The organism is Bradyrhizobium sp. 482_C4_N1_8 (assembly GCF_052075965.1).
Lineage (GTDB): Bacteria > Pseudomonadota > Alphaproteobacteria > Rhizobiales > Xanthobacteraceae > Bradyrhizobium > Bradyrhizobium barranii.
This window is the reverse complement of record NZ_CP197231.1, coordinates 3,562,986-3,588,871: the sequence shown is the minus strand read 5'-3', so window position 1 is coordinate 3,588,871 and position 25,886 is coordinate 3,562,986. Positions and strand designations below refer to the sequence as shown.

The 25,886-nt window shown below is 61.2% G+C and carries 21 protein-coding genes; 15 read left to right on the top strand and 6 right to left on the bottom strand.

Translation table 11 applies throughout. The annotated features are described in order from the left end of the window. The first annotated feature begins 6 nt into the window (after window positions 1–6). Complete coding sequence (locus tag AB7Z56_RS16805; protein ID WP_354124980.1) at window positions 7–1,332, top strand: alpha/beta hydrolase; 1,326 nt, start codon at window positions 7–9, stop codon at window positions 1,330–1,332. Between the two features lie 168 nt (window positions 1,333–1,500). Next, window positions 1,501–1,827, top strand: coding sequence for a GrlR family regulatory protein (locus tag AB7Z56_RS16800; RefSeq protein ID WP_166342398.1), 327 nt, complete (start codon window positions 1,501–1,503; stop codon window positions 1,825–1,827). 60 nt (window positions 1,828–1,887) lie between these two features. Here AB7Z56_RS16800 and AB7Z56_RS16795 read toward each other — a convergent pair whose 3' ends face one another. Next, window positions 1,888–2,265 carry a hypothetical protein gene (locus AB7Z56_RS16795; protein ID WP_028150242.1) on the bottom strand — a complete coding sequence of 126 codons (378 nt, stop codon included), beginning with the start codon at window positions 2,263–2,265 and terminating at the stop codon, window positions 1,888–1,890. Between the two features lie 91 nt (window positions 2,266–2,356). Continuing rightward, on the bottom strand, window positions 2,357–3,532 hold the full coding sequence (locus AB7Z56_RS16790) for an MFS transporter (protein ID WP_166342399.1): 1,176 nt from the start codon (window positions 3,530–3,532) through the stop codon (window positions 2,357–2,359). 185 nt (window positions 3,533–3,717) lie between these two features. Here AB7Z56_RS16790 and thrS point away from each other — a divergent pair, with 185 nt between their 5' ends. From thrS to AB7Z56_RS16775, 3 genes are all read left to right on the top strand, one after another. Next, the gene (gene thrS / locus AB7Z56_RS16785; RefSeq protein WP_166342400.1) at window positions 3,718–5,760 is read left to right on the top strand and encodes a threonine--tRNA ligase; all 2,043 of its coding nucleotides are present in this window, start codon (window positions 3,718–3,720) and stop codon (window positions 5,758–5,760) included. A gap of 93 nt (window positions 5,761–5,853) precedes the next feature. Then, on the top strand, window positions 5,854–6,417 hold the full coding sequence (locus AB7Z56_RS16780) for a nitroreductase family protein (RefSeq protein ID WP_028154760.1): 564 nt from the start codon (window positions 5,854–5,856) through the stop codon (window positions 6,415–6,417). Between the two features lie 63 nt (window positions 6,418–6,480). Further along, window positions 6,481–7,743 carry a serine hydrolase domain-containing protein gene (locus tag AB7Z56_RS16775; RefSeq protein ID WP_166342401.1) on the top strand — a complete coding sequence of 421 codons (1,263 nt, stop codon included), beginning with the start codon at window positions 6,481–6,483 and terminating at the stop codon, window positions 7,741–7,743. Here AB7Z56_RS16775 and AB7Z56_RS16770 read toward each other — a convergent pair. After that, on the bottom strand, window positions 7,729–10,191 hold the full coding sequence (locus tag AB7Z56_RS16770) for a putative bifunctional diguanylate cyclase/phosphodiesterase (protein WP_441256368.1): 2,463 nt from the start codon (window positions 10,189–10,191) through the stop codon (window positions 7,729–7,731). The two genes, AB7Z56_RS16775 and AB7Z56_RS16770, sit on opposite strands and share 15 nt — an antisense overlap. Window positions 10,192–11,223: 1,032 nt before the next feature. Between AB7Z56_RS16770 and AB7Z56_RS16765 the strand changes: the two genes are divergently transcribed. The 4 genes from AB7Z56_RS16765 to AB7Z56_RS16750 all read left to right on the top strand — a co-directional run bounded on the left by AB7Z56_RS16765 (window position 11,224) and on the right by AB7Z56_RS16750 (window position 16,009). Then, complete coding sequence (locus tag AB7Z56_RS16765) at window positions 11,224–11,988, top strand: outer membrane protein (RefSeq protein ID WP_063981930.1); 765 nt, start codon at window positions 11,224–11,226, stop codon at window positions 11,986–11,988. 715 nt (window positions 11,989–12,703) lie between these two features. Next, window positions 12,704–13,102: a hypothetical protein gene (locus tag AB7Z56_RS16760; RefSeq protein WP_244623476.1), complete on the top strand. Its 399-nt coding sequence runs from the start codon at window positions 12,704–12,706 to the stop codon at window positions 13,100–13,102. A gap of 1,682 nt (window positions 13,103–14,784) precedes the next feature. Further along, window positions 14,785–15,468 carry a helix-turn-helix domain-containing protein gene (locus AB7Z56_RS16755; protein WP_063981927.1) on the top strand — a complete coding sequence of 228 codons (684 nt, stop codon included), beginning with the start codon at window positions 14,785–14,787 and terminating at the stop codon, window positions 15,466–15,468. Between the two features lie 79 nt (window positions 15,469–15,547). Further along, a complete protein-coding gene (locus AB7Z56_RS16750; RefSeq protein ID WP_063981926.1) occupies window positions 15,548–16,009 on the top strand; it encodes a hypothetical protein in 462 nt (153 codons plus the stop codon). A gap of 641 nt (window positions 16,010–16,650) precedes the next feature. Here AB7Z56_RS16750 and AB7Z56_RS16745 read toward each other — a convergent pair. Continuing rightward, window positions 16,651–16,914, bottom strand: a complete 264-nt coding sequence (locus tag AB7Z56_RS16745) for a hypothetical protein (RefSeq protein WP_084795037.1) — start codon at window positions 16,912–16,914, stop codon at window positions 16,651–16,653. A 1,032-nt stretch (window positions 16,915–17,946) separates the two neighbouring features. On the opposite strand from AB7Z56_RS16745, the gene AB7Z56_RS16740 reads away from it, so the two are divergent. From AB7Z56_RS16740 to AB7Z56_RS16720, 5 genes are all read left to right on the top strand, one after another. Then, window positions 17,947–18,711 (top strand): outer membrane protein, encoded by a 765-nt coding sequence (locus AB7Z56_RS16740; protein ID WP_063981924.1) that lies wholly within the window; start codon window positions 17,947–17,949, stop codon window positions 18,709–18,711. Between the two features lie 411 nt (window positions 18,712–19,122). Continuing rightward, window positions 19,123–19,329, top strand: a complete 207-nt coding sequence (locus AB7Z56_RS16735) for a hypothetical protein (protein WP_167768322.1) — start codon at window positions 19,123–19,125, stop codon at window positions 19,327–19,329. A gap of 642 nt (window positions 19,330–19,971) precedes the next feature. Continuing rightward, the gene (locus AB7Z56_RS16730) at window positions 19,972–20,607 is read left to right on the top strand and encodes a response regulator transcription factor (protein ID WP_063981922.1); all 636 of its coding nucleotides are present in this window, start codon (window positions 19,972–19,974) and stop codon (window positions 20,605–20,607) included. A gap of 866 nt (window positions 20,608–21,473) precedes the next feature. Next, complete coding sequence (locus AB7Z56_RS16725) at window positions 21,474–21,707, top strand: hypothetical protein (RefSeq protein WP_063981921.1); 234 nt, start codon at window positions 21,474–21,476, stop codon at window positions 21,705–21,707. Window positions 21,708–21,838: 131 nt separating this feature from the next. Next, window positions 21,839–22,036, top strand: a complete 198-nt coding sequence (locus AB7Z56_RS16720; RefSeq protein ID WP_063986200.1) for a hypothetical protein — start codon at window positions 21,839–21,841, stop codon at window positions 22,034–22,036. A gap of 545 nt (window positions 22,037–22,581) precedes the next feature. On the opposite strand, the gene AB7Z56_RS16715 is transcribed toward AB7Z56_RS16720, so the two are convergent. Beyond that, entirely contained in the window at window positions 22,582–23,736 is a 1,155-nt protein-coding gene (locus AB7Z56_RS16715; protein WP_245328591.1) for a transglycosylase SLT domain-containing protein, read from the bottom strand. Window positions 23,737–23,987: 251 nt separating this feature from the next. Here AB7Z56_RS16715 and AB7Z56_RS16710 point away from each other — a divergent pair, with 251 nt between their 5' ends. After that, complete coding sequence (locus tag AB7Z56_RS16710; RefSeq protein WP_244623479.1) at window positions 23,988–25,265, top strand: L,D-transpeptidase; 1,278 nt, start codon at window positions 23,988–23,990, stop codon at window positions 25,263–25,265. 273 nt (window positions 25,266–25,538) lie between these two features. Here the strand turns inward: AB7Z56_RS16710 and AB7Z56_RS16705 are convergent, their stop codons facing one another. Continuing rightward, a complete protein-coding gene (locus AB7Z56_RS16705; protein WP_084795033.1) occupies window positions 25,539–25,802 on the bottom strand; it encodes a hypothetical protein in 264 nt (87 codons plus the stop codon). Window positions 25,803–25,886: the final 84 nt, after the last annotated feature.

Here is a 25,886-nt window from a genome sequence, read left to right as displayed (position 1 = left end):
GGGTGGATGGTCGGGGCCGCTCTGAAATTGAGAGCTGACATTCGTGCTGATCGGACGCTGTCCGGCGCGCGCAGTGGTGCGCGCCGGATCGCGCTGGTCTCAGCCTTGGTGCCGCTGTCGCTCACGCTGGTTCAATGTGGCAGGGCTCCCAACCCGGCGGCGCTCGCGGCGAACTCGCAGGCCAACGTCCAAATCGTCGCGAAGACCAATCCTCAGGTCGCAAGCAGCGACACGTTCGAGGATCGCTTCCCCGCCCCGCAATTCAAGGAGCGCTTCCCGTCGGCGAGCGAGAGTCTTCTGCAACGGCAGATGTCGGACTTCTCGCCCAAACGCGCCGTCCAGCAGCAGCCTCAGCCGGAGCAGGCGCCGTACAAGGTCGCCTCGCTCGCACCGCAAATCCCCTACCAGCGTCCGGCACGTGAAGACCTGACGACACTCGTCAGCATGAAATCGTCGGCCTTCCCCTATTTCGGCAACAACCCCGCCTCCGACGCGCCGTTCCTCAACATCTCCAAGGGCGATCGCCGCGGCCACCGCAGCTATTCCGGGCGCGTCTACTGGCAGGACGAGACTTACAGCGACAGCCGCGTGCTGATGCACGTGCCCGAGCATTTCGACGTGCGCAAGCCCGGCGTGATCGTGGTGTTCTTCCACGGCAACGGCGCAACGCTGGAGCGCGACGTGCGCGACCGCCAACTCGTACCGCAGCAGGTCACCGATTCCGGCGCCAACGCCATCCTGCTGGCGCCGCAGATGGCGGTCGATGCCGCCGATTCCAGCGCCGGCAAGTTCTGGCAGGCGGGCGGCCTCAAGCGCTTCATGGAAGAGTCGGCGGCCCATCTGGCCCGGCTCACCGGCGATCCCAACAACGCCCGCGCCTTCGCCAACATGCCGATCGTGATCGTCGGCTATAGCGGCGGCTTCCTGCCGACGGCCTGGAGCCTCGAGGTCGGCGGCATCAGCGACCGCGTCCGCGGCGTCGTCCTGCTCGATGCCGTCTACGGCGAAATGGACAAGTTCGCCTCCTGGATCGAGAGCCACCGCTCCGGCTTCTTCGTCAGCTCCTACACCCGCTACACCGCGCGGCGCGACCGCGAGCTGATGAGCATGTTGCGGCAAAAGGGCATCAGCGTCTCCGAGGACATGGACGGGCCGCTCCGTCCCGGCAGCGTGGTGTTCGTCGAAACCGGCGACGGCATCACGCATCGTGATTATGTGACGCGCGCCTGGACCCGGGACCCGCTCAAGGACGTGCTCGTGAAGATGTCGGCGACGCCGTCGTTGGCGCTGACGCGCGTTGCGTCCACCAATCCGGCCGCATCGAGCCGCTAGCCGATATTGCGCGCGCCGGCATTTGGCCGCGCTGCCCGCAATTGCCGCAGGCTTTGATCAAAATGTGATGTTGATGGCCGACATCCCCGGGAGCCACCGGATTGCTTCCGCTGGCAACGCTCATAATTTGCCGGCCAAGTTTTAGCTTGAATTCTGCGGGGACAGACGGTGCGTCAGGGACTGTATAAGGTCGACTTCCACACGGTTCATGGAACCGGCTGCGGCGTCGTCTATGTGACGGATGGCAAGATGCGCGGCGGCAATTCCGCCTTCGCTTTCATCGGGACCTCCGTCGGGGAGGGCGACAGCATCAAGGTCAAGATTTCGACCCAGCGCTACAACGACGATCCGTCCTTCAAGCCGCTGTTCGGGCACGACAGGATCACGCTGACGCTGGCCGGCCGTGAGGACGGCGACACGGCGGAATTCGAAGGCACCGCGCTGCAGGTGCCGGGCGTTGCGTTCAGGGCCGTGCTCAGCCGGATCAGCGACTAGCCGTCCGGCTTCCAGACCTCGGCTCTTGATCTTCAGGTATTGATGGTCAGGTCTTGATGTTCAGGTCTTGGGCAGCTTCGGAATGCTCTCGGCGAAGCCGTTGAAGCAGGCCAGCCGCTCGTCCTCTTCCTTGAAGAAGCGGCAATCGGCGTAACCCTTGGCCTTCGCCGGTTTCGGCTTCGGCTGCGGCGCGATCACGGCGTCGTAGCAGTTGAGGCGGTCCTTGGTGCCGTCATCGAGGTCGAGGCAGGCCTGGAGCCGGGCCGCAATCGACTGCGGTTTGCCCTTCGGCGCAGCGGCCGGCTTGGCCGCGGCCTCTTTGGTCCCCTTGGGCGTGACCTGCACCAGCGGCTTGTCCCCCACCATGGGTGGCTTGTCGGTTTGTGCAAACGCGGAGGCTGAATAGAGCACCGCGGCAACCGCCAGAATCATCCTCATGTCAGTCAACTCTCTTTGGTCCCCATGCCTCGCCTTCTAGCGCTCCCGCGCGTGGTTTGCCAAGCACCTTGCGCATAGGAAAACGCACCCTTCAGGCCGTGGTGGCAGCAGCCGGCCGGGGCCGGGTCAGAACCACGAGGATCAGCGCCAGGACGACGAAGCCGACCGCGACGAAACCAAGCGGATGCAGCAGTTCGCGGGCGAACAGCAGCCCGCCGATGGCGGAGCCGACAGCCTGGCCGACATAGAGGACGGAGGTGTTGAGCGCGACGGTCGCCGATGCGAGCGGCGGCGCAGCCGCGACCAGCCGCACTTGCTGCATCGAATTGGTTGAGGCAAAGCCGAGGCCCCAGATCGCGACCGCGAACGCCATGAATACCAGGCTCCCCGCACCGAGCGCCCAGCCGGTGATGCCCGCAAACAGCAGGCAGGTGAACAGCAGCGACGTCCGATAAGGCCCCCAGGTGTCGACGATGCGGGTCGCGATGACGACGCCGAGGAAACCGCAAACGCCGTAGATGCCGAACACCATGCCGATTGCATCCGGGCTCGCCTCGGTCAGCTTCTTGAGCAGCGGACCCATGAAGGTGAACACCACGAACTGCCCGGACATTTGCAGCATCGTGATCGCAAGCAGCAGCAGGATCGTCCTGCTGCGGCCGACCGCGCTCCAGGTCTTCAGGTCAACAGGCGTGCCCTTCAATCCCGCCGGCAGGCGCAGCAGCAACAACAGGAAGCTGATGCAACCGAGCGCGCCGATCCCGCCATAGGCCGCGCGCCAGCCGTAGCGGCTGGCGATGAAAGTGATCAGCGGAAGACCGACGGCCGCAGCTAACGACCAGCCGAGAAAGATGTAGGCGATGGTGCTGCCCCGCCGCTTCACCGGCACGATCAGCGCCGCCGTGCCCGCAGCCTGCGGCGTGTAGAGCGCGCCGACCGCCAGCATCAGCAGGCGAATGATGAGGAGGCTCGTGTAATCGGGCGCAAAGGCCGAAGCGAGATTGCCCAGCGCCAGCACCGCCAGTGTCGTCGCGAGCAGCGTCCTGCGGTCGATGCGGCTGGTGAGCCAAGCCGTCAGCGGCGAGCCGATGCATAGCGTGACCGCACCGAAGGTGATCAGCAGCCCGGCCGCGTGAATGCTGACGTCGAGCCCCGTTGCCAATTCCGGCAGCATCCCCGCCGGTGCCAGCACCGAGCAGCCGGTGACGAGATTGCCGAGCATCAGGGCGGTTGCGGTGAAACGGCCGGCGGCGGGCGGATTTTCCATGCAAATGCATGTAGAGCAGGCCTGCGACCAGTTAAAGGGCGCGTTGCGAAATAGTTGGAGTATCGCCCAAGCTTTTGCGCGCGACTTTCTTGGAAATGCCGGATTGCACAGGCCGAATCGCCTGATATATCGCTCGTTCCCGCTTACCTGCGCTCGTTCGCAGGAGTGAGCCTCAGGAGAAAAGCATGACCGACCAGCCCAAATCCGAATCCGGCTTTCAATACAGCCTCAGCAATCTGAGACCCGTGACCCCGCCCGAAAAGATCACCCTCACCTTCCCCGACGGCGCCCGGCGCGAATACGCCAAGAGCATCACCGGCCTCGAGATCGCCAAGGGCATTTCGCCGTCGCTGGCCAAGCGCACGGTCGCGATGGCGCTCGACGGCGAGGTCGCCGACCTCGACGATCCCATCGAAGCCGATGCCAAGATCGAGCTGATCAACCGCGACGATCCGCGCGCGCTCGAGCTGATCCGCCACGACTGCGCCCACGTGCTCGCGGAAGCCGTGCAGACGCTGTGGCCCGGCACGCAAGTCACCATCGGTCCCGTGATCGAGAACGGCTTCTACTACGACTTCTTCCGCAACGAGCCGTTCACGCCGGAAGATTTTGCCGCAATCGAGAAGAAGATGCGCGAGATCATCGCGCGCGACAAACCTTTCACCAAGGAAGTCTGGGACCGCGAGAAGACCAAGCAGGTGTTCCGCGACAAGGGCGAGGCGTTCAAGGTCGAGCTGGTCGACGCCATTCCCGGCAACGAGCCGATCAAGATCTACTACCAGGGCGACTGGTTCGATCTCTGTCGCGGCCCGCACATGACCTCGACCGGCAAGGTCGGCAACGCCTTCAAGCTGATGAAGGTGGCCGGCGCCTATTGGCGCGGCGACAGCAACAACCCGATGCTGACCCGCATCTACGGCACGGCGTTCGCGAAGCAGGAGGACCTCGACGCTTATCTGAAGCAGATCGAGGAAGCCGAAAAGCGCGACCATCGCAAGCTCGGGCGCGAGCTCGACCTCTTCCACTTCCAGGAAGAAGGTCCGGGCGTCGTGTTCTGGCACGCCAAGGGCTGGACCATCTTCCAGCAGCTGATCGCCTATATGCGCCGGCGCCTCGCCGGCGACTACAGCGAGGTCAATGCGCCGCAGATCCTCGACAAGTCCTTGTGGGAGACCTCGGGCCATTGGGGCTGGTATCGCGAGAACATGTTCGCGGCGCAGTCCGCCGGTGACGAGGCCGAAGACAAGCGCTGGTTTGCGCTGAAGCCGATGAACTGCCCCGGCCACGTGCAGATCTTCAAGCACGGCCTGAAGAGCTACCGCGACCTGCCGTTGCGCCTCGCCGAGTTCGGCGTGGTGCATCGCTATGAGCCCTCCGGCGCCATGCATGGCCTGATGCGTGTGCGCGGCTTCACTCAGGACGACGCGCACGTCTTCTGCATGGAAGATCAGCTCGCCGACGAGTGCCTCAAGATCAACGATCTCATTCTGTCGACCTATGCCGATTTCGGTTTCACCGGCGATCTCACGGTGAAGCTCTCGACCCGGCCCGAGAAGCGCGTCGGCACCGATGCGATGTGGGATCACGCCGAGCGCGTGATGGCGACGGTGCTGCGCGAGATCCAGTCGCAGAACAATCACATCAAGACCGAGATCAATCCGGGCGAAGGCGCCTTCTACGGGCCGAAGTTCGAATATGTGCTGCGCGACGCCATCGGCCGCGACTGGCAGTGCGGCACCACGCAGGTCGACTTCAACCTGCCGGAGCGGTTCGGCGCGTTCTACATCGACCATGACAGCGGCAAGAAGGCGCCGGTGATGGTGCATCGCGCGATCTGCGGCTCGATGGAGCGCTTCATCGGCATCCTGATCGAACACTATGCCGGCAACTTCCCGCTCTGGCTGTCCCCGGTGCAGGTGGTGGTCACCACCATCACCTCGGAGGCCGACGAGTATGCCAAGCAGGTGCTGGAACAGGTCCGGCGCGCGGGGCTCCGGGCCGAGATCGACCTGCGCAACGAGAAGATCAACTACAAGGTCCGCGAGCACTCGCTGGCCAAGATTCCGGCGCTGCTCGTGTGCGGGAAGAAGGAGGCCGAGACGCAGTCGGTCTCCGTCCGCCGGCTCGGCAGCGAAGGCCAGAAGGTGATGACGACGGTGGAGGCGCTCGCCGCCCTCGTCGACGAGGCCACCCCACCGGACGTCCGGCGGGCGCGCGAGGCGGCCTGATCCCTGAAATCGATCTAAACTCGCTTTCGGTTGCGGGCGTGCATGCTTATCTCGGCATGGCACGCCCGACGACCAGCCGAAGAGGACATCGCAGTGCCCGACGCCATCGAACTCCTGAAAACCCGTCGCTCGGTCAAGCCGCGCGAGATGACCGGGCCCGGCCCCTCCCCCGCCGAGCTCGAAACCATCCTCACCATCGGTGCGCGCGTGCCCGACCACGGCAAGCTCGCGCCCTGGCGCTTCATCATTTTCGAGGGTGACGCCCGCGAGCGGGCCGGCGAGGTCATCGCGACGGTCTTTGCCCGCAAGAATCCGGACGCACCGGCGGCGAACATCGAGACCGAGCGCAAACGCCTCACCGACGCGCCGCTGGTGATCGGTATCGTCAGCTTCACCAAGCCGCATCCGAAGGTGCCGGCGTTCGAGCAGGAATTGTCGGCCGGCGCCAGCGTCATGAACATTGTCACGGCCGCGACCGCGCTCGGCTACGGCGCCTGCTGGCTGACCGGCTGGTTCGCCTTCGATCGCGACGTGCTGGACGGCCTCGGCCTCAAGCCGGACGAAAAGCTCGCCGGCCTCGTCCATATCGGCACGCCGACCAAGCCCAGCGAAGACCGTCCGCGACCGTTCCTTTCGGAAATCGTGACGCGTTTTTAATCGATGTATTGTTGACGCCTCCAGCGTCTTGCGGCTTTGATCCCGGCGAGGGAGGAAGCCCGGATGAAGCGTCGTGAATTTCTGGTCGGGGCCGCGCTGCTGGCCGGCACGATGGGGCGAGGCAGCGCCGCCACCAACATCCCTACTCCGTCGGCTGACGGGCTCGACCGCATCACCGCCTATTTTGACAACGAGGTGACGCTTGGCCGCCTGCCGGGCGCGGTGGTCCTGGTGCAGCAGCACGGCAAGCCGGTCTACCTCAAGAACTTCGGCGTGCGCGACACCAGGACCGGCCTCGCCATGACGCCGGATACGATCTTCGCCATCCACTCAATGACCAAGCCGATCACGTGTCTCGGCGCGATGATGCTGATCGACGAGGGCAGGCTCGCGCTCACCGACCCCGTGTCGAAATACGTCCCGCTCTTCGCCGACACCAAAGTGGGCGTGGAGCCGGAGGGCACCTCGAAGGTCGAACTCGAGCCGTCGATCCGTCCTGTCAACATCGAGGATCTGCTGCGGCAGACCTCGGGCATCAGCTACGACTATATCGGCGCCCCATGGGTGATGCAGGTTTACCAGGCCGCCAATATTTTCGAGGGGCCCTTCAACAACAGGCAATTCGCCGACCGCATCGCCAAGCTGCCGCTCACGCGCCAGCCCGGAACGCTGTGGCGCTACGGCCATTCCACCGACGTGCTCGGCGCCGTCATCGAGATCATCTCGGGCCAGACGCTGTATGAATTCCTCAAGCAGCGCATTCTCGATCCGCTCGGAATGAACAGCACCAAATTCGTGCTGAAAACGCCGGAGGAGCGCGCCCGGATGGCGCGGCCGCTGCCGAGCGACCCGGTCCTGCTCGCCGGCGAGCGCGACCGCCTCGACCATCCCGAATGGGAATCCGGCGGCGGCGGGCTGCTCTCGACCATCACCGACTATCAGCGCTTCTCGCAGATGCTGCTCAATGGCGGCGAGTTCGAGGGCAAGCGTTACCTCAGCCCCGCCGTGTTCAAGGCCATGACGACCGATCACGTCGGGCCCGGCTCCGGCGTGGGGCGCGACTATTTCTATTTCCCGGGCGACGGTTTTGGCTATGGCTACGGCATCGGTGTACGCACCGATCCCGGCAATGCGAAGCCGCCACCGGCCGGATCGATCGGCGAATTGAAATGGGACTCAGGAAGCGGCACCTATTTCGGCGTCGATCCCAAGCTCGACATGGTCTACCTCTTGATGCAGCAGACCCAGAACGAGCGCAGCCGCATCACGCCCGCCTTCAAGGAACTGGTCTACGGCTGCTATCCTGAAGGACTACGCCGCCCGTGAGGCGCGCTGGCCGAAATCGGCCAGCAGCCTTGCGATCTCGGCGGCGGGCCGCGCCGCGCTGAACAGAAACCCTTGCACCTCGTTGCAGCCTTCGGCGCGCAGCCAGTCGAGCTGATCCTCGGTCTCGACGCCTTCAGCCGTCGTGGTGATGTTGAGGCTGCGGCCAAGCCCCGAAATGGCGCGCACGATCGCGACGCAATCGGGCCGCTGCGCCAGATCCTTCACAAACGAACGGTCGATCTTGATCTTGTCGAACGGGAAGCTACGGAGATAGCTCAGGCTGGAATAGCCGGTGCCGAAATCATCCATGGAGATGCTGACGCCGAGCTCGCGCAATTGATGCAGGATGGCGAGATTGGCATCGGTCTCTGCCAGGAAGATCGACTCGGTGATCTCGAGCTCGAGCCGCTTCGGCGACAGGCCGGACTGCGCAAGCGCGGAAATCACGACCTGGACCAGGTTGCGGCTGCGGAATTGCGCCGGCGACAGATTGACTGCGACCTTGACGTCGACAGGCCATTTCACCGCCTCCGCGCGGGCCTCGCGTAGCACCCACTCGCCGAGCTGGGTGATGAGGCCGATGTCTTCGGCGACCGGAATGAATTCCGCCGGCGAGATCATGCCCTTGTCGGGATGACGCCAGCGCAAGAGCGATTCAAAGCCGGAGATGCGGTCGGACGCGATCGACACCAGCGGCTGGTAGTGCAGCTCGAACTCGCCATTGGCGAAAGCGCGGCGCAGATCGAGCTCCATGTCGCGGCGCTTCTGCGCCTGGAGGTCCATCTCGCGCTCGAAGAAATGGTGCACGCCGCCGCCGTCGGACTTCGCCCGGTACAGCGCCATGTCGGCATTGCGCATCAGCTCCTCCGACGTCGTGCCGTCGCCGGGCGACAGCGCGATGCCGATGCTGGCGCCGATCACCATCTCCTGGCCGTCGAGATCGTAGGGCGCCTTCAGCATGTCGATCAGCAAGGTCGCGCAGGCGCTGGCTTCGTTCGGCGAGACGTCGGCTGCCAGAATCACGGCGAACTCGTCGCCGCCAAGCCGGGCCGCGAGATTGCCGCCGCGGACCGCGGTGGTGAGGCGTTCGGCAACTTGCTTCAGCAGGCGATCCCCCACCGGATGCCCGAAGGAATCATTGATGTTCTTGAACAGGTCGAGATCGATATAGAGCACGCCGACCCGTTTTCCGCCGGCCTGGTCGAGCGCCTGCTTCAAGCACTGCTGGAAATGTTCGCGGTTCGGCAGATCGGTGAGCCCGTCATGGTGCGCCATGTGGGCGATCCGCGCCTCGGCCTTGCGCCGCTCCGTGATGTCGACCACCGCGACCAGATAGCCGTCGCGATCGTCGAAGGCGACGCGGCGGCCGAAAGTGAGCACCTCGATCTCGCTGCCGTCGGCACACAAATGGCGCCAGTTGCGCGAGGAATGATAGGTGTCGCCGATGCGTTCGAGCGCCTCGGCGTGGCTGTCCCACTCGTCCTCGGGCCAGATCTCGTGCAGCTTCATCCGCAGGAAGGTGGCGCGGCTGTAGCCGTAATGCTGGACCGCGGCATCGTTGACGCTGAGGAATTCCTTGGTCTGTGCCTCGAACACCCACATCGGCATCGGGTTGTTGTCGAACAGCAGGCGAAACGATGCGTCGCGCCGCTTCAACGCGGTGACGTCGGAGATCGTCAGCGAGACCAGATCGGCGAAGGCGGTGGCACTGAGCCGAAGGTAACGTCCGTCGTCTTCGATCTCGAGCTGCTCGCCGCGGCCGCCGGAGACGACCTTGAGCAGGAAGTCCATGATTTCGGGCGCGGCCAATAGCGTGTTCCCCTCGCCGATCCGCCGCCACAACAGGCCCGCGCTCGCGACCTTCAGCAGCGCACCGGCGCTCTTGTTGTGATGCACGATCTGGAGATCGAACGGCTTGCCTGCGGCATCGCGCAGCGTCGCCAGCGAAACCACGGCGTCATCGGTCGACGAGAAGATCGCGTCCAAGAGATTGTATTGCGCGCCGCGCTCGTTGATGTAGGCGCCAACCAGCGTGGCGCCCCAGCGGGAGGCGGTCGGCAGCGCCAGCACATCGTAGGTCCGGACCATGCCGTCGCGCACGCAATGCGCGCTGGCCTGGTGCGGACGTCCGTTCTCGAGCGCGCTCGCCACAGCTTCCGACAGCGCCGTGGCGCAATCGGGCGAGAGCTCGGCGACCGGGATATCCCAGCGCTCCTCGCCGAGCCATTTCTGCACGTAACGCCCGCTGCGCGACAATTCGAGCGCGCCATCGTTCTTCAGCAGCGCGATGTGGTCGGCGAGCCGTCCGAGGCTCCCAAGCATCACGTCCTCATAGCGCGGCAGCCGTTCGCCCGGCTTCAACGCGGCACGCCATTTGCGTTGAAGCACCGGGATGTCGTCAAACATTTCGGCGGCCGGTTTTCCCGGCATCTTCTTCGCGGCAGTCATTGCAGTCCCCAACGCACTTTCCCCGCGCATCCAATGCAGCCGCGCTTAATGCCGTGTAAAAAGGACGCAGCCGCGGGTTCCATTCGGCGATTATGACAGTTTTAAGTCAGGTGTTGGTTAGTGCGCGTTAGAGACTATGACGGTTGCCTAAAATGCGATGCGTGCGCGTGAGAGTGAAGTTATGCTGCACAGCTGCTTCATCCTCGTCATTGCGAGCGCAGCGAAGCGATCCAGACTGCCGCCGCGGAAAGATTCTGGATCGCTTCGCTGCGCTCGCAATGACGGAGTGCGCAGGAGCCGCGCCCGCCTCTCTCGAGTCCCGGACGCGACGCAGCGCGTAGCGGTGCGGTGCAGAGCCGGGACCCAGCAGATGACACAACACACTGACGCATGGGCCCCGGCTCTGCAGCGCATCACTTCGTGCTGCGCAGCGTCCGGAGCACGAGAGCGTCGTTGAGTGACTGACATGGGCTCGCATCCTCGCGGCGCATTTCGCCCGAGCTTTGCCTGATCGCCTCACCCTCGAATGAAAGAGGGCGCAGGGAAGACCGGGAGCCCGCTGGCACCCGAGGTCCACTGTGCGGAGTTGTAGTGAGAAGTCTGCACAGCGGCATACAGGTGTAGCCAGGACATCCCGGCCTTCCCTGCGCAGGGAAGAATTAATGAGCAAAAAATGTAGCTAAATCAATTCCATATGGTTGTTGTGTTTACATTTGTGTCGCGATCCGGTGACGGTTCGGCCGCGAAAATATATATGAATGCCTATGAACCCCTGTGGATGGCGGTGAAGGCTGGCGGCGGTCGCTCCCACCAGTGCACTGAGTGATTTTGCGCGTCTCGGGCAATCAGGGTTATGCACGCCAGAGGGCTTTTGGTTCCGCTAAGTCATTAATGGATATAAACAATTTGAAGATGTGATCCGAAGCGAGTGTTGCAGCTCGGCTACAGCAACCACGGGGCGAACGAACTACTGTTGATTCGTCGGGCGGGGCTTATCGCCCTATCGAACTGCTTTCTGAGGAGATTACTTGTATGAAAAAATTTCTGGTTGCTGCGGTCGGGATGATGGCCGTTGGATTGTCCGCTCCGGCGTCGGCGGCTGACTTGGCGGCGCGTCCGTACACCAAGGCACCGCCTCCGATCGTGGCACCGATCTACGACTGGACCGGCTTCTACATCGGCGGCAATGGTGGCTGGGCGCAGAACCACAACTGCGTGGATTTCCTTGACGCGGCCGGCGTAGCCGTAGCTTCCGGCTGCCGCGATCGGTCCGGTGGCGTCATCGGCGGCCAGCTCGGTTATCGCTGGCAGGCCAGCCAGTGGGTGTTTGGCCTGGAAGCCCAGGGCGATTGGGCGGATCTCAGCAACCAGCGCGTCAGCCTGATCGATGCTTCGCTCTCCACTCGCACCAAAACCAGTGCCATCGGCCTCTTCACCGGCCAGATCGGCTACGCCTGGAATGCGTCACTGTTCTACGTGAAGGGCGGCGCGGCGGTGACAGACAACCGCTTAAGCGTCATCGATAATGCCTTCGGCACCGAGCTCGCCGCGCAAAGCGCTACCCGCTGGGGTGGTGTCATTGGTGTTGGATACGAGTATGGCTTCACCCCGAATTGGTCGGTGGGCGTCGAATACGACCATTTGTTCATGGGGCACCGGAATAATTCGTTCACGGTCGCTGATCCGCGACTTGCCGCCTTTGTGAACGACCGGATCACGCAGGACGTGGACATGATCACGCTGCGCTTCAATTACCGCTTCGGCGGTTATGGCGCCCCGATCGCAGCGCGTTACTGATTTCCTCCAGCGAACTTAAGCCCCGGCGTCGTCCGGGGCTTTTCTTTATCTCTCGACAACGCGGCGGTCCCGCTTAGGAAAAAGCCGGTAGGACCACTCAGGCGGTGCAGACGCCGATAACGCCGAGCATCTGCCTCATTGAGGATCAAGATCGCGATTTGCATGGCGCGGGAAAGCCTGTCCATAAGGGCAATTGAAAGGCGCCGCAAGGTCATCGATGGTCGATGCGCGTTCGAGCCTCAGCCCGAGGCCTGGCCTTAACAACCTCCAAGCCCCGGCCTGCCCCAAACCCAAGGCCGGGGTTTTTTCTCGGCTGCGCCAGGCCCTCGCCAGTGTCCTCTGAGCCAGGCGATCGCCTCATCGAGGCTGTCGGCGCACAGCGCCGGGCCAGGCGCGCCGGCATCACCGGCGGCTCACACCAGGCCGACGCCGAGGACCGGCGGGTGCTCGACAGATTGTTGGCGGACGCCCTCACTGCGGAGCGAAATACCCTCAACGAAGGGACCAATGTCAGCTACAAAGAGAAGGAAAACCGAGGCAAGTCCTCTGCGGAAAATCTAAGAATGGCTAGCAATCAGGCCCCGCTTTTACTTTACCCCGCCGAGTTTCGGTCGCTCCGTTCATAAAGAAGATGGCGCTAGACACGACCGATGCACACGCTACGTTAGTCCGATAGTTTGGTAGTCGCGTACTGGTGGCGGACGTGAGCTTTCAGATGTCGATACTCAAAATCCTCGCCGGCCAGCCCGATGGCCGGGCCAGTCTTGACGTCGTCAAGCAACACCTGGCTCTTTTCTACACCAGCGGACCCGAGTGGACCGGTCGCATGAAGCTTCTGGCTGCGCGGGCACCAGACCTCGATATCTTCGGCCAAAAGCTGATCGCGCGCGAGCCAGGCGAGTGGCGTATCACGGACGCGGGCCGGGACTTGCTCTCGGCGGTTGAGCAGCCACCTACGACCGTATCTAAAGATCTTACGCTCGGCGAGCTGATCGAGAATCTGCCGGCCAGCGAGTTTGCCTCGCCGCCCCCGCCCCCGCAACGTCGTCTAGAAGAGCACAAGCGTCGCCGCGGCATCCAACGCCGGGTCGCACGAACGCGCAGATCGGCATAAGAGCTCCCGACTACCTTATCGCTCCTCGACCAATGGCGCTCATGACGTCGAAGAAAAGCGCGAGCGGGAACCGTGACGAACCTGCCTTCAAAAGATCACCTTCGGTGAGATGCGCGCCTCCGGCGCCCGCGACGTCCTGAACTACACCGCGACTATGGCTGCTGCCAGCATGTCGACGCCAGCGCTGACGGCTGGGTCCTCCAGTTCAACGCCGCCGACTATCTTGGCGCTGCATTGACCGGCGATGGACGTGACATCGAGGCCTGGCAACCCGCAAAGTTACCGTTCTGAAGGACAAAGATTGCCCTCTGCGAGGCCGGCCTCTGGGACGCCGTTACAGACCCAGCACCAGCGTATACGCGAAAGATGCTGAAAGAACGCTCAGCCCAATAATGGCGACTTTGAAAACGAGGTCTCGCGCTGCCACGATGCCCTCCACGAGTTCGCAAATCACTTGAATCTTACGCTTTATTCCGGAGGTTGCAATTCGGCTTCACAACGTCAACGATGCGATCAACGCGAGACCAAACGCGGCTGATGCCCAGACCAGTGATTGGTAAATCCAGTACCGACGGCGATTTCATGACGCGCCTTCCTCGCATGAGGAGGCCGCTCGATAGGCAGCTGCGCCATTGAGCCAGATCAATGAACGTCGTTAATCACATTCTAAAAAGCGCGAAAGAGAGCAGCGCCACCGGCAGCATGCCGACAGCAATGACTGCGATCCGAAGGAGCACTTCCCGCCACATGGGTAATCGTAACGGGCCGCGCCCCAAGGGGGCTGCAGTTCGTGCCAGCTTGACCGAAACAGTAAGAGGAATTCGGCAAAAAGCTGCGCGACTAGAAGGGTCTACGCCCTCGGGAGACCAATGACCGCAGAACGGTCAACAAATATAAGCTCGCGATCACGCCAGCGTCCGACCAAACGCCAGCTGGCATTAATCGCATGGACGGTGGCCCACCCGGCTCGGGACGCAAGCTTCAGCGAGAGGGCCATGATCGCCGACAAGCTGACCCGGTGGCTGACCCAGGCTGAGCAGCATCAGGTCTCGAAATTCATCGCGGACGAAACGGCGATGCGCAAAGCACTCAACAAGCGGGTCACGAAGCGATAGCCGCCAAGTGCGGATGAGGACGCACGGGCCAGCCCACTTTGACGGGAGGCGATCTCACTTGCCTTCCGACTTCGCGATCTCTGCAAGGTTCTCAAGCTGGCTCCCAAGCGCTGCCCAGCTCCGTGAGATGTTCGTCAGCACGGTCGCTCGGCGGGGTGAATTCCTCGGATCAGCGGCACGTAGTTTGTACTCGGCGGCATAAGCGCGGCATTGTTCAGCTGTAGGCACGTTGTCCCCTTGTGCGCATCAGTGTCACTGTCGTGTGACCGATGGCGATGAGACGATCATCACCATTGCAAGGAAGCCGACACAATCAGGAGAAGCCGCGATGCAGCTATGGGGCTTTGCCGTGCCCCACGATGCGGCGGCCCGTCACCAGACCGATACACGACGCCAGCGAGCACAACCGCGCTGACGGCAACAGTGACAATGCTCCACTGTCCCTTGGTACAGTACCATCGCGTCAGTCGCCAAATACTATGCTTCACTCCACCTTGGGGTGGAGCTTATCGTTCCGCGCACCGAGACGTATTCGATTGGCTAAAAATCAATAAAAGAGTAGCCCGCATGTTTGTGCGTAATACTACGGGGCGGTCCCTCTGCCCTAATTCGCTCACTGACCTTGGCATCACGAGCGAATCAAATCCGGGCGTCAGTTCGAGTGTATTGATCTACAAAAAGGGGAAAGCAATTTTCAGTGAGAAGGAACCTGCCGAATACGTCTATCAAGTAATCAGGGGAGCGGCGCGCAGTTACAAACTGCTCTCTGACGGTCGACGCCAGATTGGCGCATTCCATTTGGCCGGAGATATTTTCGGGCTGGAGAACAGTGGGACGCATCGATTTACGACCCAGGCGGTGGTCGAGACGACGCTTCGCCTGATCAGACGGCAAACTCTAGAAATGGTCGCCGAAACCGATCCAGCTGTCTCGCGCAACCTACTCCGTATGACTACCAGCAACCTCGAGCACGCGGAAAATCATATGCTGCTGCTTGGCCGTAAATCGTCATCGGAGAGAGTTGCCGCGTTCTTGCTGGAGATGGACAAGCGCCTGACCGCCACTAACTCAATGGCACTCCCCATGTACCGTCGCGATATAGCTGACTACCTCGGCTTAGCACTCGAAACGGTGTGTCGTGTTCTATCCAGGCTGCATGGAGCGGGCGTACTTGATTTCACCGCTGGTAGTCACCGGGAAATCGTACTTCTCGACCGAGAGCGGCTGGCAAACCTCGATCCACCAGATTAGGTCCAGTTCAGGACGAAGCTGAGTGCCCTCGAAGCAGGCTAAGTGCGGCCGGCCGTAGCGGAGTTGACGGGTGTTCGAGATGACGAACCTAAAATCCAGAGCCGTTTATTTGGTTCTTCTCGTGGTTCAACTGACAGGAGCACTCTTCATAATCTTGGACGGCCTGCCCGAATTTAGGCACTTGATAATCCATCCCGGTGAGCAGTTGCCGTTCGAACGGTCCGATAACCTTGCTAGGCCCGTCATTATCATTGCGATGCAGGTCGCCTATTGGTATCGCCTGCGACGCGTTCCGCTCCCACCTCCGCGCTCGAATCCGATCCTGAGTCACCTGTTTCTGTTTCTGGGGCGTCTCGCCTTTATTTTCGGCGGCTCGCTATTCGGTGTCGTGTTCTTCAGACATTTGCCGGAGATCAATCAGGGCGCCGATCTTTGGCTCATGTTCCGCCGGGGACTGCAACTCGTCGTATCGTTGTTCGCGCTATTCTGCGTCACGCTTGAACTGGAACGACTGGGGCGTGCGCTTGGAGGCAGCCAATAGAACTGACGGATGCCGGCCCTCCGCATCGTGACTGACATTTTTCCATTTAGCTTCTTGCCCCCAACTACCTCAATACCTGCGGTCGCATTGGCACAAAGGGCACTAGCCAAACACCCAGGTTCTGCTTGTCTGGGGCACGCCTTGCCCATCTTTCCAGCCCCCAAGCTTTCTTAGATTGGCGAGAACGTAGAAGGCCCCGGCGCGGTCAGCAACTTCGCCGGGGCCGGTTAACACGTGGGGTAGCTAAGACGATGGACGCAGAGGCTGAGCGGCAACGCGGATTGCAATTGGGACGCCGCTGGGCGGAGCATGCTTCGGCGCATGAGCTTACGACTATGGTGAGCGGCTCGTTCGATGATCTCAGCCAAATTCTGCCAGCGGATACGTCTGATCATTTCGTCGGCGGCTTTCGCGAGGGCGTGTTGCGCGTCTGGCGCGGGGCTTAGGCCTCAGCACAAGGGCGCCCGGATGGGGGACCAAGCACCCTTGCACCCCCATCGTTGGCCGATCCAGGTGTGAGTTCTAAGGGACTGCTGGACAAGCCGACGAACGCTGGATTACCGAGCGAATCAATAGCTGAGTCCCTTGCCGCAATTGAGGCGGTTGCATTTTTCGACAATGCGGCACTGACCAACAGTGCCTTACCGCCGCACTCCCACGCGATTGACGCCGCCATTTGCGTTGCCGCCGACGTTATGACGGACCGCAGCGCGCGCCACGGGACGAGGCCTGAGCACGACGCCAGCCCTCGCAACGCACCCGACCGGATATTCAACGTACTGGCAATACACGACCGCCTTGGCTGGCGTTGGATTGAGCGTGAGACCCGCCAACCCCAACAGGAAGCTGGCGGCAATCCCGGCAACTGTCGCCGACTTGATCGAGAGACTCTTTGTCCGATGCATGGTGATCCTCCCTTTCGCCGCGAACCGATGGAGATGCACCGGGCGGCCAAGCGTTTGTGAGCGGTAAGGAGACTAGGTGATGTTGACGTAGGTCAACGCTGGAGGCGACGTCGCTCTCAATAGCACGGGGGGTATGGATAGTAACCGCATTGCCGGCGGTGATAGTACGCTCCCGTGGCCGCTGCTCCGACGGCAGCCGCACCTACAGCAGCTCCATAGTACCCGCGCCGATACGCGCGTCTATGCACTCGCCTATTAACCCCCGCAACGCTGCCAGGTGTGAGCGGACGACCGACACGAGCGTCAGCTTTCTCGACGGAGATAACGACAGTCCCTTCTGGTGACCAGTGAAACGACACGGGCGCCAAGCACAACATCGCTGCACCGAGGGCCGCGCCGAGCACCGTTGAATTTTTCATGTTCTTGCTCCTAATTGGTTTCTTGGGACGTGCTGGTGGACGCGCGGCTACTTTTTCTCTTCGGCAGCACCGTCATGCCGCTCTTCGCGCCGCTCCGTGCGCCCCGTCCGTCGCGCCTGACGCCGTTCTGTTCGCCCTGTCCGTCGATCCTGACGCCGTTCGGTGCGCCCCGTGCGTCGTTCCTGACGCCGCTCCGTACCCGACTGCGGTGTCTCAGTGGAAGGCGCTGCGGGCGTGGTCGGTGCGGTTGAGGTCTGAGCGCCAGCATCTGACACCACCAGAATTGCAGGCGAGGCCACGAGCCCGAACACGGCTGCGTATCCACAAAGAGCAAGAGCGCCTCGACGGCTGACCATCGATTCCGAACGTTCACCCATATCTCAAACTCCCGGTCTCCCGCCCTTTTGCAACTGGTCCATATTCCGGAGTGTGATTATTGATCTAAATCAACCTTGAGGCATGCGCTCGCCGACGATGGACGCTGGCAACGGCACGAGCCTTTACCCACGCCAGCGCGAGGGGGCGTCTCCGAAACGGACCCGCGCTGTGCGCAAATCCAAGACGGAACCCCGCAGCCGGCTCGTTCGGGTGAAACGTGGATGGAGCGAAAAGAATGAAGAAGATCTTGTTGAGTGGTGTGGGCTTGCTGGCAGTGAGCATGGCGGCACCCGCGTCAGCGGCTGATCTGGCTGCTAAACCTTACGTCAAGGCCCCGCCCCCGGTGGTCGCGCCGATCTATGATTGGACCGGTTTCTACATCGGTGCTAACGGCGGTTGGGGGCAAAGCCACGGTTGTGTGGATTTCGTGACGCCCGCAGGAACAGTCGCAGGTGGTTGCGCCGATCGCTCCGGGGGCCTCGCGGGCGGACAGATCGGGTACCGCTGGCAAACCAACCAGTTTGTGCTCGGCCTCGAAGCGCAGGGAGATTGGGCCAACATCAAGAACACGCGCGTCAGTCTAATCGATCCATTGATCTCGACCACAGGCAAGATCGACGGCATCGGGTTGTTGACGGCGCAACTCGGTTGGGCGTGGAACGCCTCCCTATTCTACGTGAAGGGCGGCGCCGCCGTGACGCGCAATCGCTTCGATATCTTCAACAACATCACCGGTGTCGGCTTGGCCTCGGCAGGCCACACGCGCTGGGGCGGCGCCCTGGGCGTCGGCTGGGAATACGGCTTCACGCCCAACTGGTCGCTCGGTATCGAATACGACCACCTCTGGATGGGGCGTGATAATTCCGGCTTCGCAGGCGTGGTTACTCCCGGAGGGTTCACCCTGACCGGGAGCGGCGTCAGCCAAGATGTGGATATGGTCACGCTTCGGCTGAACTATCGCTTCGGTGGATACGGTGCCCCGATCGCGGCGAGATACTGATCACACCAGTCGCGCAGGCCAAAGCCCCGGTTCGTCGGGGCTTTTTTGCGGGTTAACCATCCCAAGCGCTTGCTGCATCTTAAAATATCTAGGGTCAGAAGCAGCGGTCAAGACAAGTGCGGCTCGACACCGGTTGACCGACGACAGCCGACATTGAACCGGCACCAGATGCGATTGTGAAATGGTTCACAGATCGCAAAAAAATTCGGGGAACGTTCCTTCGAACGTTTCTTGTTTCTGTCATCTAAGTGCGCAAGAATTGGAGGGCCAGGATTTAAAGCCCCGGCCAAGGGGAATTTCGGCGTTGGGAGGAAAAATATTCTGCTCCAGCGACGACTAGGAATGTTGCCTCGGGGCACCTCACCCATGAAGCAAAAAGGAAATGAGACAGTAGCGTCAAGGAAGGCGATGATGATTGACGACCAGTTGGCGCGTGCACACCGCAACAATATTCAACGCTATCGCCACTTATTGCAGACTAGCGTGACAGAGGTCGAGCGCCAGTTTGTCGAAAGGCGCTTGAGTGAAGAGCAATCGAAGCTCGAACTATTGATCGTCTCGTTCTCAAATGAAGTGCACCACGATCCTTTCAGAGGACCGGACAGCCGCTTGACTTAAGTCGTTCAAGCGGTGGTGGACCGGCGGTCGCTGCCCGTCGGCAAACTTCTCCGCATCGGACCGGCAACCCGCGCGAAGATGAGCTCGCTTAGTGTCTACACTGGCCCGACATGCGAACTCAGACGTTGGAGTTCATGCAAGCCAACTTTGGCAAAGAGGCGCGCGCTTTCCGCCATCGGACGTATCCGATCATTTCGTTGGCGGCTTTCGCGAAGGCGAGCTGCGCGTCTGTCACGAGCCTAGGCTCAGCACGTACGCTCGATGCGGAACCGAGCGCCTTGTACCCCCATCGTTGGCGGTCACGAGGTTACTCTCTAGATCGTGGCACAAGTCTAGCTGCACTCGTTTCCAAATTCGCCCATCGAAAGCAGCGTTCTAAAACATAGCGCATTCGAGAATTTTTCCTCTCCCTTCATGCGGGCAAAGCGTGCCTTCATGCGCCGCCCGACATGACCCGTACAATCACGGTGCTAGAATCGCAGCTCTCCTGTTAGAAACCGTCAGACCTACCTCCCCATGTAGTGGGATATCCTGCTCGGAATGAGATCGGTCGCTGGTTCATCGCGGCGGAGCTTGGGCGAGAGCTGCTGCTCGTCACTGCGCTCTTCTAGGTCACGGCTGACGTAAGTCTTGGGGAGTCACGTGTTGGGGTTTGTGCATGTTGTGGATGACGACAGTGCCTTCCGAATAGCAGTCGAACGTCGCCTCAAACTCGCCGGGTACGAAGTGGCGACCTATGCGTCGGCTGAGCAGTCGTTGGATCGACTACCGGACGACTGTAGACCCGGCTGCATTCTCCTCGATGTGCGACTACCGGGAGTGAGCGGTCCTGAGCTCCAGGCGCAATTATACGAACTCGGTTCGACGTTGCCGATTATATTCTTTACGGGCTTTCCCGACATCCAGACCACCGTACAGGCCATCAAGGCGGGCGCAGAAGATTTTCTGATCAAGCCCGCATCTTCCGACGACCTACTTCGCGCAATTGAGTGCGCGTTCGCTCGTTACGAAGTCACGCGCGCCAAAAAGGAGGAGCTGGATGCGGCTCGCGCTCGTGTCACGGCACTAACGCCGCGTGAGCGGCAAGTGTTCGAGCTTGTGGTTCAGGGCAAGATCAACAAGCAAATCGCGTACGCTATAGGCTGTACCGAGCGTACGATTAAGGCACATCGCCATCAGGTGATGGAAAAAATGCAGGTCCAGTCATTGGCGGAACTTGTCGCCATTGCCGAGCGTATGGGCTATCGCCCGAACGGGCCGTCTCCTCACCTGCCTTAGACGAACCAATAAGCGGTTCCAGCGGTTTGACAGGAGTAACGCGCTCATTGGACCCAGCAAAACTCGGCTGCGTCTTCGTCCGTGAAATCAGGCATTAACTCTTCCTATTGACACAAAGTGCAATAGCCAAACACTCCGCCTGTGATTGTCTAACAACGCGCTTTTTAGATCTCTCACAGAGCCCTAGGCCCCCAAGATCGGCGGCAGCGCGCTCGGCCCCGGGGCGGGCGCAAGTCCTCGCCGGGGCCGCTTAAACGTTGGATGATCGAGGACGGGGACGCGGAGCAGGAGCGACAACGTGGTTTGCAACTAGGCCGCCGATGGGCGGCGAATGGTCCGGCGCATGTGCGTGCGACAAGGCTCGAAGCTTGAACTCGGGATCTAGCCGGGGGTAAAATGACGCCGACTTGGTACGTTACCTTTGAAGCTCAGAAGCGTGGCATCCTGCCAAAAAGCCGCAGCCCTCGCGGGACAAAGACGTTTGCAACAGAACATGAAGCAAAGGCGTTCGCTATAACGAGGCTAGGTGGTTTGGCGCTATTTGCCGGCACGATCAATCCGCATTCTCCCAAACAACTTATTCCATCGTCGCGCGTCCATACTTGGCTCTATGGGGAACAGGTGGAAGGCGGCGGGTCGTAGAAATTACGGTGTCGGAGTCGAATGGGTGCCGGCTTGACGTGCATCCAGACAAGCCTTAATTGGCGGCGACGGCGGCAGGCGGACTAGACCCCAGCGTCTCAGTAAACGGCCCGATAACCGCAAATCTCCATCATCGGCCCGACTAGCGCATAATCATCATCACGAACTCACACAGAGCCGTCGCTGACCTCAACCCGGCGACGGCCGTTTTGTTGGTTGCACTGATGGACTATCGAGCTTTCACGAACGACAGTCTCACGATGATGTACGAGAGCATTCGGGGGGCTCTCGCGTCGGACGACGCTCAGAAGGCTGCCGGTGAACAGCCTCGCTTCAAGGTTCGTGAAACATCAGATTGGAAGGCGCACGCGGCAAATCTAGAAACCGAAATGCTGCGACGAGGCATGTTCTTCGAGATCATCGATTGGTCCGAAGATCAGGCACAACTGCCCCTCTAAAGGCGCGTCCTGGATTTTTGCAGTGCATCCTGTTCGATAGCGCCCCAAGTACCAATAGCCTTCTCACGAAATTGGCTACAATGTTCCTCGCGCCACTGCAACTGGTAGGCCGGCTATTCGAGGACCGGTCCATGAAGGACATGACAACGCAATTAGAGAAGCTGCGAGTGGATGCGGCGGAATGCGCTTTGATCCGGGACCTTGCTACGGACCCCAAGAAGCGCGAGCTTTTCGCTCGCTTGGCTGACCATCTTCAAGTGCTCGCGGCCGAAGTGGAGAGCGCCGTTGGCGCAGGTCGAAACCCGAACGCACCCGACGGCGCGAAATAGATCCCATTAGCATCATCTCACCCCAGCCTTATCAGAGCGAGGACGGCGCAAGCGAGCCTGCACCAGCGTGTTACTTAGGAGCATTCTTCGTAGGGGCTTTGGCGAAAACAAGCATGCTTTCCGGCATATTTCCTCCCCTTTGGGTTGCCCGCTCCCTTGGCCGGACCATTTAGACGAAGCAGCTTCGATCATTTCTCGAACGCCCGCGATTTCGCACCGGGCAAGCCTCGGATCTGTGCGGCGTTCGGGATGCCGACTGCCGACGCGTTGCGGGTCGGATACATCAACAAAGTTCTTCCGCCCATCCCCGCTAACAGCAGACATCCTCAGAAGCAGTCGGCAGGTCTGAAAAGGAGCCACAAGCAGACATCGGCACCGGATCGATCACCTCGTTCGCGCTCAGTAGGAACGATCCGAGCGTCGTTGACGACGTAAAGTGCGTCAGCGCGACCATTGAGCGATGAGCGGCACCACATGCCGCCGCGGCGGTGAGGCCCCGCTCGGCCCGCGGGTGCGGCAACTCCTGCCAACCACTCAACGGAAATTTACTGGTGCGCTCGTTCGGCGGCGGCGGTCGCGGTGCCCATGTATTTCGATTGGAAATGAGCAACCCGCTCGCGCCACATTCCGACGAACGCCTCCGACGTCAGCTTCTCTACCGATTTCCACGCCTCTTTGACGGCTGGAAGCGTATTGCCCCAGATCGCGCGCCTGCACCATTTTTCGCCCTTCTCCCTACCTTCGCTGGTGGCGCACATCGATTTCCAGGCGATGCGATTGGGTTGACTGAGGTGCTCCGCGGCGCCTTCCCAGCCCTGCTGATGGATCAAGTAAAGATCGTTCAAGTCCGACTTCCTGTGCGTCACCCACTCGAACAGAATGCCTTCGGTGATGACCTTGTAGGCTGCCGCAACGGCATTATCGCGGGGATTAAGAATGTCTCCGGAGCCGAACTTTCTGAACTCGTATTTGCTCAGCTGGAACAGCCCGATATACGACCCGGTGCGTTGCTTGGGGTCGAAACCGGACTCGACCTTGGCCACCGCCTTCATGAAAGTGAAATCCAGACCGAAAGCGTCGGACGCGCGCTTGATCTCTTCCACCGGCGTTCCGACCGGGATGTCCTTGAACGAACGCAAGACGATCGCCGCCGGCTTCTCGGCAGGCGGCAGTTCGGACCAGACATAACAAATGAGATACCGGAAATCCTGCGGCCCCTTGCTGGAGGCACCGCCGGGTGCATCGCACATTGTCGGCGCCGGTTGGGCGACATAACGGTGACCCAAGTCCACCGATTCCTGCACAGGCGGTAAATCGGCCGACGGCATCTGCGACGGATCGGGCAACGCGGCCACGACGATCGAGTCCGGCTTATCTGATGCCGCCGTCGTGTCGGTGGTCATCCCTGCCGCGGATTCATCGGCCGTCGCCACTTCGGCGTTCGCGACAGCGGCGTTCGCGACAACGGTGTTAGCGACAACGGTGTTAGCGACAACGGCGTTGTCCATTGCGATTGCCTGCGGTTCATCCGCGAGCCTGGCGTTGGCGGCGAAAGATGCTGCGCGGTCCTCGATTGGCACTGCGCGGGTGTTCTCGGTGCCGGCCGAACCGAAGCCAGCCAGCCAGCCAGTGATCCACCCCGCGAGAACGACCGTTCCGCAAAAGGTCGGCGCCACTATCGTAAATCGCCGCGGGTTCATGATGCTGTCGCCTCCATAGGCTCCGCCGGAGCCGTGTAGAAAAGCCAAGCATGCGAAGAGCCTCATTCTTGGGATCAATGTGCGTTGCGCAATGGCGGAAACGGCCGCTCGTCGATATTTCCAAAGCATGTTGCCCGATTGCAACGCGTCGACCGCAAGCCATTGTGCCCGCCTCAACGGCAACTCGCACTGTAATCGTGAGTACGGTCCCATTTTCGACCCACTGCGACCAGATTTGGAGGAGAGGCTTGATGCGCTGTCAGGATGACGCATCAGGCGTCGGCTTCGCGCATCGTCTCGAAAAGAGGAATTGCGCCTATTGGGACCGGGCGATGCTCGTTAAGAAATTACCAGCAATGCGGCGCACGATAGCAACTGCTGTATTCGCCATTTCCATGCTCCCTCCGGGGATCGCACACGCTCAATTTCTGTTTGGACCCCAACACACGTTCTGGCGAAGCCAATACGCTCCGTACAAGCACAAGCACCACCACCGGCAGAGAAACTCTGAAACGCCAAAGAGCGCTCGGCCGGAGCCCCTTCCGAAGGGCCCGCTCCAGATCATCATCTCGATAGCAGACCAACGGGTCTCGCTTTTTGACAACGGGGTGCTGATTGCACGCTCTTCGGTGTCCACGGGAATGGAGGGGCATCCGACGCCCCTCGGTGTGTTCAGCGTCATCAGCAAACAACGATGGCACCGTTCAAATATTTATAGCGCCGCCCCCATGCCCTACATGCAACGCATCACCTGGTCAGGGATAGCGTTGCACGCCGGTGTCGTGCCTGGGCATCCAGCGTCACACGGCTGCATCCGTTTGAACAACGATTTCGCCGTTCGACTCTGGCACCTCACGAAGCGCGGCACGCGCGTGATCATTGCGCATGGTGATGTCCAGCCGGTCGAGATAACCAATCCGCATCTATTTCAACCGAAAGCCGCGTCCGGTTCGTCCGAACTCCAGAGTGCCACCGTCGCAACCAAGAGCATCGGTGCAGCCGCGGCAACGCAGGGAACACTGGTGTCAAACGCCGAGACTCCAGAAGCCGCCAATCTCCAGGTGCCGGGCTCGGCTCCCGCCGCAAGCGCGCCTAAAAAGATTGTCCCGATCTCCATCTTCGTCAGTCGTAAGTTGAGCAAGCTGTTCGTGCGTCAGGGCTTCACGCCCTTGTTTGATGTCCCGGTCAAGATCGAAAATCCGGAGGAGCCGCTGGGAACGCACGTGTTTACCGCAATGGAATTCCAGAAGGAGGGAACGGCTATGCGCTGGAGCGTCGTGTCGATTCCAGAGGAATTGCCCCGTAGATCCGAGGCTGCCACAAAAGGGCGAGAAGCGCCCGCGAAGCAACCCGTGTCGGGACCGTTACCCGACAAAGCCAACGCTGCGCTCAACCGCATCGAAATGCCACAGGATACGGTTGAGAAGATCTCTGAACTCCTGACGCCGGCCTCTTCGTTGATTGTTTCCGACTACGGAATTAGCCACGAGACGGGAAAAGATACGGATTTTATCGTGGTAACGCATTGATGCAGCGACGCGACCCGCCAACAAGGCGACGCTGCTGCGCAACCGCTGAATTGTTCGACCGCAATTCTGCTGCAACTTGATGTCCGCACCTAAGCCAAAGGGGCGCGAGGTGCGTTCTGAGTCACGCGATTTCCGCAAATGGGCCGGCAACCAGCTTGGCGGATAGCCTCAAACACTGATCTGGCTGCCGATACGCGTGTCGTTTGGTGCAGAGTCGGGACTATGGGAACAAGAGCGCCGGCCTGGGTGACCAAGCGTCCACAGGCAAGACCTTTACCGCCTCGCCCCCACGCGATTGACTCCACCATTCATATTGCCACCAGCGTTGTGACGGACCGCAGCGCGCGCCACCGGGCGAGGCCTGAGTACGACGCCCGCCCGGGCAACACAACCAGCTGGGTACTCAGTGTATTGACAGTAGACCACTGCACTGGCGGGCGCTGGATTGAGCGTGAGACCGGCAAGGCCCAGGAGGGCGCTAGCAGCAATCCCGCTAACAGTCGCTGACTTGATCGAAAGACGCTTCTTGGAATGCATGGTGCGGGTCTTCCTTTTTCGTGCCTGCGCAACAGATGCACGGACGCCATCTCCGGTGCGGCTGCACGCAGCGTGTCCGCCAAA